Raw genomic sequence first — 12,004 nt, 5'->3', positions numbered from 1 at the left:
TCTTATGAGCAGATATACCGAATAGGTGAGTGATTCTTCTTTATAGCACCACGCCAACAATCTGACAACCGAAAAGTTTCTTTTCGGCAACTTCCCAGGGGTTTGGCAGGGCAATGGGCGGGAAAAGGGTCGGACGCGCATCGGCGACCGGGCGCCAACGATGCCGGCCGACAGGCGGGCCTGCAGAAAGGCCCGCGCAGCTCGAAGCTGACGCGGGCCCTTCGGAATGGTTGAGGGGACGTGGGAAAATCTGATGCGCTTCCCTAGCTGTCCTGCTCCTCTCGGCGGCGGGTTGCGGCCACCACGACGAGGAGCGACACCATGGCGGCAAACGCCATGGCGACGGTCATGGCGAACACCGTATCACCCGTCTGGGCGAGGCGGGTGCCGAACGCATCGGTTCCCCATCCCTCCGACTCCTTCACGCCGCCCTCGGCCGTCACGTTCGCCGAGGGATATACCGGCTCGCCGCTCGAGATGCCCGGGTGCGCGCCCTCGAAGGCATCCCAGCCCTCGTCGGGGACGAACTTCGTACCCGGCTCGGGCAGCGTCGTGCCCGCATCGAAGCGATTGGGGTCGCTCTGGCTCGGCAGGGTGCCGAAGGCCATGGCCACGTTGCCCACATCGGCGCCGACGGCCTCCTGGGTGACGGTCGCCTCAAAGACGAGCTGCACCGCAGTGCCGCCCGCCACGTCGCCCACGTTCACGGCCAAGCGCCTCGTCTCGGCATCGTAGGCATCCTTCACGGGGACAGTCTTGCCGTCGGCGAGCTTCAGCTCGACCTTGGCAGCATCCACCTCGATGCCGCGCGGCACGGTATCCGAGATGACCGCGTCGTACCAGGCCGAGCCCGGCGTCGCGTTGGAAAGAGTCACCGTGTAGCGGATGCGGTCACCCACGAAGGTGTCGCCGCCGCTCGTCGTGAGATTCTGGGCCTCCTTCTTCACCGTGATGGCCCCTTCCTCGGGGTCGATGACGTCCTTCACGGGAATGATATGCTCGTCGGCCAGCGTGCGAGTGCCCGGCTGGGACAGATACGCAGCGAGGCCGCCGGCCGGCACGAACGTGGTGGCCACCTCCGGGTCGTTGTCGTCGTCGGCGTAGTAGGTGGGCATCGTGCCGTGCCCCCAGCCGTTGTCGACGATGGTCTTGCCCGCCGCGCGCGGCCCCACCACCGCCTCGAAGGCGAGCACGACGGACTTGCCGCCGGGAAGCTCGCCGGCGTTCACGGCCATAGTGCGCGTGCCCTCGTCGTAGGAGGCATCGGAAACCGGGTAGGTGACCGCCGCCCCGTCGGCGGCAGGCGCGGCGGCCAGTGCGATGGGGGCCGCGGAAGCCAGCGGCAGCGCGTCGCGAGCGGCGGCGAAGGGCTGCGCGGGCTGGGGGACGGTCACGGTGATGGATCCGGGAACGAGGGTCAGCCCGTCGGGCACCTGATTGCGCAGAGCCGACAGCATGAGCGAGGTGTGCTCCTGGGTATTGGTGAACGTGAGCGTGTAGCGAATATGGTCGCCCACCATGGTATCGGCGATGTTGCGCGTGAGGTTCTCGCCGACGAGGTCGATGGCCAGGGAGTCCTCCACCGGGTCGCCCGGCAGCACGCCCTTGTCGGGATCGTTGGGAGCCGCCGGCTTGTCTTGGTTGGAGGGCTGGGGCTTCTCCTCGGGATAATCGTTCCAGTCGAAGTCCTCCCACGGGTCATCGGGATTCTGCGGGTTCTCGGGCACGAAGGGGTCACCCGGGTTGGGCTTCGGCTTCGGAGCGGGGTCGGTTCCCGGGTTGTCCGGGTCGCTGCCGCCAGGGCCGTCGGGATTGTCGGGGTCGTCGGGGTTATCCGGGTTGTCGGGATCGTCCGGGCTGGGCGTCGGATGCTCCTTCTCCCATTTCTCGCTGGGGGTGTCGCCGAAGGCGAAGGCGACGTTGGCAATGCTTCCGCCCGCCGCCTCGGGAGTCACCGTGCAGCGGAAGGTGAGCGTCGCTTGCTCGCCGCCGTACAAATCGCCGATGTATAGGGCGATGGTACGCGTCTTCTCCACGTACACCTCGTCGGACACGGCAATGGAGGCGCCCGTGCCGTCGACGAGCTTGAAGCTGCCCGGCACCGGCGCGAGGCCCACCGGTAACGTGTCGCGGATCACCGCATCGTACCAGGCGCTGTCGGCGCCCTTGTTGGCCACAACGACGGTGTAGGCGATCTCGTCGCCCACTGTGGCGCGCTTCGCCTCGGGATGGGTCAGGTTCTCGGCGGTCTTCTCCACCGTGATGTCCGCCGACGACGAGGGGTCGTCCGGGTCGGGAACCACCACCGGATCCTTCGGGATAATAGGCAGCGGCGTGACGGTACCCGGGTCGTCGGGCTGCTTCTTGTCGTCATCGGGGTCGCCGTCGGGATCGGGGTCCTCGGTCTTCGGGTCGTCGCCCACCACGACGATGTTCTCCCCCGGCAGAGGCGTGGGGTCGACTTCCGGCTTCTGGCCGGGCACGATGGAATCCTCGGGCGTGCCGTAGCCGCCATCGCCGTCGGGCTCGTTCTTGATGTCGGCAGGGTCATCGGGGGAAGTGGGACGGCCTGCCGTACCGGGCTTCAACGTAGCCGTGAAGCGCAGCGTCGTGGACTGGCCTCCGTACACCGACCCCACCATCTTGGAAATCTGCTGGCCGCTCTCGGTGTACTGGCCCTGCGGCAGGCTCGTCCAGTCGAGGGCATCCCAGTCGAAGCCCTGGTAGAAGGCGGTCGTGCCGAGCGTGGTATCGCGGTCGGGTGTCTCGTAGTTGCTCGCCAGGCGCACGCTGTCGCGGTCGAGCTCGAGGCGGCTGTCTATCGTGTCGAGCAGCGTGGCCGCCTGCCATGCCGAACCCTCGGTCAGGTTCAAGCCGCTGACCAGGTACTCTATCTCGTCACCCGGTCGGGCGGGCTGTCCGGGGTGCGTGAGGTTGTTCGAGATCATGCGAATCTGCACCTGGGGCACGAGCGTGGCATCGGGCAGCACGTTCACCGTGAGGATGTACTTGATGCCGGTATACAGGGCGTTCGCTTTCTGCTCCAGCGTGATAACCGAGCTGCCGCAGCTGTTCACCTGGATCTGCAGCTTGCCGTCATCGGTGAGCGACGGCGCATCCTCTTCGTCGTCCCACACGATGTCGGCGACGGCGCCGTTGGACACATTGTAGGTGGTGGGCGCCGAGGAGTTCGACGACACGGCCATGGAGAAGAAATCGGCGATCTCAGCATCCTTCTTGTGGAAGTCGCTGTAGTTGGCCGTGATGGTCTTGCGGATGATGGTCATCTTCCCCGTGGGGTTGTCCGGGTCGGGGTCGATGGGATCGTCGGGCTCGATCTTCACCGGGCCGTCGGGCTCAACCTCGCCCTTCGGCGGCACAGGCACGATGAACGCCTCGTCCTCCTGGGCGTTGTCGGGGTTTTCCTCGACGCCCTGGATATAGTTCTTATCGGCGATGTACTCGATGTTCACCATATGCTCGGCGCCGTCGGCCCCTTCGAGCAGCTTCAGAAGGGCGTCCTTGTTGGTCGGATCGAGATAATAGGTCACCCGAGTCGCGTGGCGCCCGTCGATGTCCTCCCACGCAATGGAGGAGTAGGCGGACTTCCCTATGACCTCCTCCGTCATTGCGATAGGCTCGCCCACGTTCTCTCCGTCGATCTTCACCTGGAAACTACCCGTCGGAGCAGCGCATGTCAAAGCCGTGCTATTCGCAGAGCGCACGTAGAAGGAGAGCTTCAAGCGGTTCCCGGCCTCGCCAGCATCCACCTGATCTTGGGTAATCTGCTTCCAATCGCCCGTTTTCTCGTCGAGATAGCCCCACTCTACACTGTTGATATGAAGAATAGCGGGCACCGGCGTGATTTCGCAGATACCCTCGGTCGAATGTCCCCAGTAGCTCGTCAGCTTCTCATCGTTGCCGAACTGGGTAGACTCCATGCGGAAGGCCATGCGGCCCGTGTCGGTGGGCATCTCGGTGCCGGTGGTGAACTCCTCGAGCGGGTTGCCCTCGTCGTCGATACGCTGGTACTTGAATGTGACGTACGTATCATCGTTGAGAGTGCGCGTCTCGGTACTCGTGGTAATGCTCACGGGATTCTGGGCCAACGACCACTTCTCAATGGGCTTGCCGTCGTAGGGCTTCGTCAGGCCGCCGGGGAAGTACTCTTCCTGCATCTCAAAGGGAATCCATCGCTTGGCCGTGGAGCCGCCGCCTTGGGTTTCGAGGGGCTCCACCTCGACGACCTTGTTGTCGGCGTCTTTGTAGTGAAGGATGATCTTCACATCCTTCTTTGCATCAGCATTGGAGAGCCAGAGATACAAATTGCCTTTGTCCAGTTCTGTGGGCGCGCCGTACTCGATGGGCTTGCCGTCTACTTGCAGCTCCCAGTACTCGATGGGGGCGTCGATGGCACCCAAGTCGTCCGAAAGGTCGATGGTAATGGGCGCGACCTCATTCTTAAACTCGTCGTCGCTATACGCCTTATTGTCGGTGCTCTCGAATTTTGCCGACTGCGCACCCGAGAGCCGCACCGAACCGCCGCTGATGATCACGCGGCCTCCGGAACCGCCAATATCCTTCTTGTTCTGCGCGGTGCCAGAGGCATCTTTCCCGACAAATGAATAGGGGAGCAGCGTGCCGCCCGTCACCCGAATAGTGCAGTTGTTGGCCGTCGTTCCGCAGGCGCCACCGAAGGCATTGCCGTGAGCATAGCCCTGGGACACGATGCGACCGCCGTTGATGGTGATATTTCCGCAAACCAATGCCGTTTGCATGCTCGATGCGCCTGTCTGCTGAGACGCAGGGAGATAGTTGAGGCTGGTGGCGAGGTTGGACCAGCCAGCGCCCACACCGGCACCGTGATACGAGCCAGCCGCCACAATGTTTCCCCCGTTGAAAACCATGTCGGTCGCGCCGCCGCCATGGCTACCACCAATAGCAGCGCCGCCGGAGCGATGATCGTCCTTCGAGGCGGCGTTGGTCACACCGATGGCGGTTCCGGTTCCTCCGTTTTGGTCGCTTCCTCCCCAGGCGTAGGCGAAGATGTTGCCTCCGTCGAAGATCATAAGGCCGGCCATCTCGAGGGGACCGGCACCGATAGCGGCAGAGTGGTAGCCTCCCTTCACGGTAAGCGTTCCGGGATTGTCGCTGGCAAGGGCGCTCAGCGGATCGCCAGCCTTCACTTCGGTACCGTCATCGAGCACCGCATCTTCGGCTACCACGCCAGCGTATACTTCCACATGGTGGTCGCCTTCCCAGTTCGGACGGCCGTCATCGATGTAGAGGGTGGAACCGGCTCCGCAGTGGATACCTGCAGCGCTTTTGGATTTCTTAGAAGTGACCGTTCCGGTCGCTTGCAGAAGATTGGTCGAGCCGTCGGCAATGGTGAGCCTCAGTTCGGAACCCGTGGCCATGAGGTTGATGGGCGAGTCTAGTTCCTGGCTCGTAATGGTAACGCCATCGAGAACGATATTGGCCTTTGCCCCCGCCTCGATGCGCACCGTTCCGTTCGAGAGAGTGCCCTTCAAAGTAAGAAGAGTGTCCGTCTTTACCACCACGGTGGTTCCGCTGACGGTATAGTCGGTACCCGCCACGCCGCCGGAAATCGTCATGCCCCCCACCACGGTGTCCGCAGCGAGAGGATTCGGCGCTGCCGCAGGAGAAGCCTGGGGCTCCGGCTCCTCCGACTGAAGAGCTACGGCATCCATCCCCTCCAAAATGCCGCCGGCGCCTTGGGTCAGGGCCTCAACGGCTCGGGAAGACCCCCCCCCGTTGGGTTCATCCGCATAGGCAGCCAGACTGGCGGCGGGAATCATCAAGCCTGCCGCCAGAACTGCCGCCAGCGCAGTGCGGGCGAGCGAGGAGAGTGTCGATGGTGCGTCATTACGTGTGCGAATCATATCAACCGCCTCTTTGCCTCAACGTCAGATACGTCTTTGTCGATCAGGTGATAATCTCGCTTTTGTACCACGCCGTCAACGGTTTGGTAACCGAATGGCCGCTTTTTCCTTTTTGATCGGCTATTTGATAGGGCAAGGCAAGGGCAAACGAGATGCCGGCCTCACAGATCGATGATCGTGGCGGGGCTGCCGGCCTGCTTCGCCGCCTTCTTCAGAACGCGCACGACCTCGGTGTGACAGGTGAACAGAACGACCTGCCGCGTCTCGGCGAGCTCCACCAGGGCCCGGGCCGCGCCGCCGCGGCGCTGCTCGTCGAAGTTCACGAGGATGTCGTCCGCCAGGATGGGAATGGCGCGGCCGACGTTGTCGGCGCTTGTCAGCAACGCGATGCGGAGGGCCAAGTACAGCTGCTGGCAGGTGCCGAGGGAGAGATGCACGGGCAGGCGGGTGCGCATGAAGGCATCGGAGACCTCGAGCGTCCCCTCCGAGGTGAGGGCCACCTGGGTCCACCGGCCCTCGGTCATGAGGGAGAGCAGGCGGCTCGCCTTGGCATATACCTCGGGCTGGCGCTTCGACTCCCACGAGGCCACGGCGGTCTCGAGCATGTGCTTGGCCAGCAGCAGCCGGGCGAAATCGGTTCGCGCCTCGTCGAGCCGCGTGGAAACTTGCTGCACCTCTATCTTGAGCCGGTCGAACTCCGCCGCCCCCTCGGCTTGGGCCAACGTGCTCGCCAGCTCTCCGGCACGGCGGTTCATCGACTCGAAGGCCTCCAAGAGCCCCGCCCGCTGGCGCAGGCGTCGGTCGAGCTCGGCATCGATATCTTCCAGCGCCGCCCCCTCGGGCAGCCCGGCGCGCGCGAGGGCGGCGGCCCGATCCTCGGCGATGGCGCGCAGGCGGTCGGCGGCCTGGGTCGCGCGCAGGGCCGACGCATGCTGGCGCTGCTGGCTGAGCGCGATATCCGACCGGGCATCGCGGGCCTCGTCGAGCAGCACGCGGGCCTGGCGCAGCGTCTCGGCGGGAGCGAGGCCCAGCGATGCCAGCTCGTCGGCAAGCCGCTTTGCGAACTTTTCCTCCTCGGCCTGACACGCCTCCAGCTTCTTCTTGTCCTGCACCATCACCCAATGGGCGTCCGCGAAGCGCTCCTTGCGAGCGACGTTCTGCTTGTCGGGCCGGAACAGCAGGGCGAAACCGCCGGCCACCATGAGGAAGGCGAACACTGTGAGAAGGGAGCCGATGGCCATGTAGCTGAGGGAGCCCGCGTCTCGGCCCTCGATGAACAGCGGCACCCCGAGGAGGAAGAGCACGGCAGGAATGACCACGCAGAAGGCCACCTGGAGCCGGCGCTTCGAGCGCATTTCCTGACGCTCGTCCACCTCGTTCTCCGTCTCGAGGAGCGCCTCGTGCACGGCCGCCGACGAGGTGTAGTTGGCCCGCGCCACCTCAGTGGCGTGGGAAAGCCGCGCCTCTTGGGCCGCGAGGGCATCGAGGCGGTCCCGCAGCGCCCTGTCCTCGTTGCCCGTCAGAGCGGCGAGGCGAGTCCCCACCGTCGCGGAGCGCTCGGCCTGCTCGCGCTCGGCCGCCTGCTGGGCCTCGCGCAAACGTCCGATCTCCCGATCGAGCGTGACGCGCTCGGCATCGAGCGATTCCACCGTCGCCCGGGCCGACGAGAGCGCCTCGATAAGCCCGTTGCTCTCCTCCACGCGCTCGCCCATGGCGGCGCGCTCCGGTTCCAACTCGTGCAGCTCCCTGTCCTGCGCCCGCCAACGGTCGGCCTCGTCGGAGGCCTCCTGCTGCCGGTCGCGCAGCTCGGCGCGGCGGGCGATGAGCCGGGGGATGGACTGCTCGGCCGCGACCGCGCGTGAAGTGAACGCCGCGAGACGCTCGTTCACATGGGCGAGGGCATGGGCCGGCGAGGAGCCGGTGCCCGCGCCGGCGGTCAGCAGCTTCGCCGTGGTGTCGGTAGTGTTGCGCAAACTGCGGAGCTCGTCGCTGTTCAGCGAGAACATGGTGCGGAACGTGTCTTTGTCGATGTCCTCCACGAGGGCCGCATCGCCCTGCAGCCCGTCGACGTTGCGCTCCCGAGAGAGGGCACGGCCGTCGGAGAAGAGCAGGCTCCCGCAGCGCTCGGCGCCGGTGGGCTTGTAGGTGTTGCGGTTGCCGCGGGCCTCCTCCCAGCCGAAGAGGACGCCTCCGACGAAGGCGGCCAGCGTGGTCTTCCCGGCCTCGTTGCCGCCGAACACGATATTCAGATGCTCGTCGAAGGGCCCCACCGTGCGATCGTGGATGTTTCCGAATCGCTCGATGCGCAAATAGCGGAGGAAGGGCGCAGCACGGTCGCTCATTCGTCTCCCCCCTGCACGAGAAGATCGAGCACGAGCGCCGACGCCTCCTCGGAAAGCCTCCGGGCCTTCTTCTCGGATAAGGCCGCCGTCAGGGGAATGTTCCGCGAGAGGAACTCTCCTTGGAGGTAGTCGATCTGCCCCTGCGGGTCGGCGGTCATGGCGTCGGCGGTGCGGAGGAACAGCGCGGGGAACATGCCTTCGGCGCGTAGGGCCTCCTCGTCGAGCGGCGCGCGGGTGGCGTCGACGAGCGCGTCGCAGAAGAACTCCGTGTACGCGTCGTTGATAGATGCGCGCACCTCGTCGAGCACGCCGGGGCGACCCAGCACCTCGTGAAGGTCGGAGGACCCGGTGAGGATGATGCGCGAGACCATCATCTCGCAGGAGGCGGCGCCGTTCGCCGCGAACTGCTCGCGCATGACCTTGTCCACGAGCGCGGGGATGTTGGGGCAATCGGACACGTCGACCTCGATGCGCTCCCACACCACCGAGGCCGTAGGGAGAAACGTCAGCTGCGGAACCCTTCCCTTCTCCAAGGTCACCGCGTACACCCCGCGCGATCCCGTCTCGCGCACGTCGCGGCCCTGGATGCAGCCGGAGAACACGATGCGCGGGTCGGCCTCGTCGTGCACGTAGCGCCGGTGGATGTGGCCGAGCGCCCAATAGTCCATGCCGGCCCGGGCCAGCGCGGACGGGTCGGTGGGGGCCTTCACCGGGTCGAGCATGAGCCCCGTGTGCAGGACGCCCACGGCAAAGGGGGCCTCGGCGGCCCGCGGGCCGAGGGCCTCCTCGGCGGCGGCGCGGGTGATGCCCGCGGAGATGTCCTCATCCTGCGACCACACCTTGTTGGGATAGCCGCGCCCGCAGATGAGGGCGGCGGGGCGACCGTCCTTCTCGAACAGGGCGAAATCGGGACGGTCGGCGGCGAGCATCGTGGCCGAGGGCGGCAGCGCGAAGAAATCTTTCTGCCACAGGCTCAGCGGATCGTGGTTGCCCGTGCACAGATACGAGGGGATGCCCGCCGCGTCGAGGCGCTGCAGCCCATCGAAGAAGCGCAGGTAGTCGCGGTAGGAGGCGCGCACGGAATCGAATATGTCGCCGGCAACCACCACGAAGTCGACCTGCCGCGAGACCGCCGCGTCCACCACGCGGTCCCAGGCCGCGGGAATAGCGTCGGACAGGCGGCGCGCCCACTCCTCGGAAAGCGCCCGCAGGCCCCGGAAGGGCGCGCCGATATGCAGGTCGGCGGCGTGGATGAATGTCAGCGTCTCGGCCACGGGCTAGAATGATGCGACCCGCGAGTCGTCGATGAAGTCCATGAACTTCGTGAACTCGGGATTGAAGGCCAGGTCGATGTCGCGGGTGGCGCCGTTGCGGTGCTTCGCCACGATGAGCTTCGCGGTGCCCAGGTCGGGGCGGCTCTCGCTCTCGGCCTCGATCTCGTTCATCGACCGGTCGATGAACATGACGATATCGGCGTCCTGCTCGATGGATCCGGAGTCGCGCAGGTCGGACAGCATGGGCCGCTTGTCCTTACCGCGCTGCTCCACGGCGCGCGAGAGCTGCGAGAGGGCGATGACCGGCATGTTCATCTCCTTCGCGAGAATCTTCAGGCCACGGGAGATCTCTCCCACCTGGTCGTTGGTGCTCTTGTTCTTCGTGCCCGGGCTGGGCTGCATGAGCTGCAGGTAGTCGACGACGATGAGCCCCTTCTGCCCCTCCTTGATGCCATGCAGCTCGCGGCGCGCCTTGGCACGAGCCTCCAGAATGGTCAGACCCGGGGCGTCGTCGATGAAGAAGTCGAGCTGGGAGAGCTGTCCCGAGTACTCGGCCAAGGCCCCCCAATCCCCCTCCGAGACGAATCCGCTTCGGAGCTTCGAGAGGGACACGCGGGCCTCGGAGCAGAGGATGCGCTCCACCAGCTGCTCGGCGCCCATCTCCAGCGAGAAAAAGGTGACGGCGACGCCGGCCTTGGCGGCGTTCGTGGCCAGGTTGAGGGCGAAGGAGGTCTTGCCCACGCCGGGACGGGCGGCAAGAATGACGAGATCGCCCCCGCGGAAGCCGTGGATCAGATCGTCCACGTCCTTGAAGCCCGTCGGAACGCCCACCATGTGGTCCTTCTGATTGGCGAGGAAGGTGATTCTCTCGTAGGCCTCGGCCACCAGCTCGTCCATCTTGCGGAAGGTGGAGCTCACGCGCTTCTCGGTCACGTTGAGGAGCATGCGCTCGGCCTCTTCCACCACCTCGTTCACATCGTCGGGCGCGTCGTAGGCCAGCGCGTTGATCTGAGCCGAGGCATACACGAGGTCGCGGAGGATGGCCTGGCGCTTCACGATGTCCACGTGGCGCTCCCAGCTGGTGAGCGAGAACGTGTTGTCGGCGAGCTCGGCCAGGTAGGCGCGCCCGCCCACCGCATCAAGCTGGCCCTGGGCCTTGAGGGTGTCGGCCAGGGAGATGGGGTCGACGGGGATGCGGCGGCTGACAAGGCCCTGGATGGCCTCGAAGATGACGCGGTGCGCGGGGCGGAAGAAGTTCTCCGGCCGCATGCGCATGACCGCCTCCTCCGTCACATCCGGATTCAGCAGGCACGCTGCGAGTACCGACTGCTCAGCCTCGATGTTCTGGGGAAGCTGCGCTCGGGGCGTGGCAGTTGCCGGCGGGCGGGCATCCTGGTCTTGCGGGGTGAATGGCATGGGGCAGTCCCTCCTCTTCGCGTCTCCTACATTGTAGCGTTACTCGCCATGGGGAACAGCCGGCGAAGTGTTTCACGGGAAACAAATCGGGCTTCGGGATTCCCCGGCCGCGAGGGCGCGGCGCTTCTCCTCCCATAATAGAAAACGGCCCCCGCAAGCGAGGGCCGTTAAAGGTACAGGAGCGAGAATTACTCCTCGATCTCAGTCACCTCGGCCTCAACCGTGCCGTCCTCGGCGATCTGGCCGTCGACCTCGACGGTCTCATCGGCCGGGGTCTCGGCGGCCTCGAGCGCCTCGTCGAAGGCCTCGACAGCCTCGGCGGACTGCTCGTCCATGCCCTCGCCGGCGACGATCACGGTCACGATGCCCTTGATGTCGCGGTACAGGCCCACGGGCACCTCGTAGGTACCCACCATCTTGATCGGCTTGCCCAGCTCGACGCGGCGCTTGTCGATCTCGATGTCGAGCTGCTCGGCGATTGCGTCGGCCACCACGGGGGCGGTGACGGAACCGAAGAGCACGCCCTCCTCGCCCACCTGGGCGATAACGCGCACCGTGGCGTCGTTGAGCTTCGCCGCCAGGGCGTTGGCATCGGCAATGCGGGTCTCCTCGCGCTTGGCGATGTTCTTCTTGCGCTCCTCCAGCTGCTTCAGGTTGCCCGGGGTGGCCTTCACGGCGTAGCCCTGGGTGAGCAGGAAGTTGTTGGCGTAGCCGCGGGCAACGTCGATGACGTCGCCCTCGCCGCCCTTGCCATGGAGCTCCTTCAGGAGAATTACCTTCATAGTTCCCTCCTTCGCCTAGCGGTTGCGGCGATCGCCACGACCGCTCACGGCGGGCACAGCATAGGGCATGAGAGCCATGACGCGGGCGCGCTTGACGGCCTCCGCGATGTCGCGCTGGTGCTGAGTGCAGGCACCGGTCACGCGACGGGGCTTGATCTTGCCACGATCGGTAACATACTTGCGCAGCATTTGAGTGTCTTTGTAATCGACATACTCCACGTCGTCCTTGCAGAATTGGCAATACTTACGACGAGGCTGCTTAGCGTAATCGGCCATGTTAACCTCTT

At 65.4% G+C, this 12,004-nt stretch carries 6 protein-coding genes; all 6 read right to left on the bottom strand.

Features of this window, described 5'->3' with window-relative positions:
* Positions 1-263 precede the first annotated feature (263 nt).
* Positions 264-5,711: an isopeptide-forming domain-containing fimbrial protein gene (locus Q5064_RS00310; protein WP_302961518.1), complete on the bottom strand. Its 5,448-nt coding sequence runs from the start codon at positions 5,709-5,711 to the stop codon at positions 264-266.
* 353 nt (positions 5,712-6,064) lie between these two features.
* Complete coding sequence (locus Q5064_RS00305; RefSeq protein ID WP_302961268.1) at positions 6,065-8,245, bottom strand: ATP-binding protein; 2,181 nt, start codon at positions 8,243-8,245, stop codon at positions 6,065-6,067.
* Positions 8,242-9,519: a DNA repair exonuclease gene (locus Q5064_RS00300; protein WP_302961265.1), complete on the bottom strand. Its 1,278-nt coding sequence runs from the start codon at positions 9,517-9,519 to the stop codon at positions 8,242-8,244. The genes Q5064_RS00305 and Q5064_RS00300 overlap by 4 nt, the downstream gene beginning before the upstream one ends.
* Before the next feature lie 3 nt (positions 9,520-9,522).
* Positions 9,523-10,935 carry a replicative DNA helicase gene (gene dnaB, locus Q5064_RS00295; protein ID WP_302961263.1) on the bottom strand — a complete coding sequence of 471 codons (1,413 nt, stop codon included), beginning with the start codon at positions 10,933-10,935 and terminating at the stop codon, positions 9,523-9,525.
* Positions 10,936-11,123: 188 nt separating this feature from the next.
* Positions 11,124-11,717 carry a 50S ribosomal protein L9 gene (rplI, locus tag Q5064_RS00290; protein ID WP_302961261.1) on the bottom strand — a complete coding sequence of 198 codons (594 nt, stop codon included), beginning with the start codon at positions 11,715-11,717 and terminating at the stop codon, positions 11,124-11,126.
* Between the two features lie 15 nt (positions 11,718-11,732).
* A complete protein-coding gene (gene rpsR / locus Q5064_RS00285; protein ID WP_016310128.1) occupies positions 11,733-11,993 on the bottom strand; it encodes a 30S ribosomal protein S18 in 261 nt (86 codons plus the stop codon).
* Positions 11,994-12,004: the final 11 nt, after the last annotated feature.

The sequence above is a fragment of the uncultured Adlercreutzia sp. genome (genome assembly GCF_958431955.1).
Taxonomy (GTDB): domain Bacteria; phylum Actinomycetota; class Coriobacteriia; order Coriobacteriales; family Eggerthellaceae; genus Adlercreutzia.
The sequence above is the reverse complement of the archived record's forward strand: the minus strand, read 5'-3'. Positions and strand labels throughout refer to the sequence as shown.

Coding starts and splice junctions, on each gene's coding strand:
- Q5064_RS00310 (WP_302961518.1), bottom strand. CDS start 5,711: ATGGATGCCGTAGCTCTTCAGTCGGAGGAGCCGGAGCCCCAGGCTTCT.
- Q5064_RS00305 (WP_302961268.1), bottom strand. CDS start 8,245: ATGAGCGACCGTGCTGCGCCCTTCCTCCGCTATTTGCGCATCGAGCGA.
- dnaB (WP_302961263.1), bottom strand. CDS start 10,935: ATGCCATTCACCCCGCAAGACCAGGATGCCCGCCCGCCGGCAACTGCC.
- rpsR (WP_016310128.1), bottom strand. CDS start 11,993: ATGGCCGATTACGCTAAGCAGCCTCGTCGTAAGTATTGCCAATTCTGC.
- rplI (WP_302961261.1), bottom strand. CDS start 11,717: ATGAAGGTAATTCTCCTGAAGGAGCTCCATGGCAAGGGCGGCGAGGGC.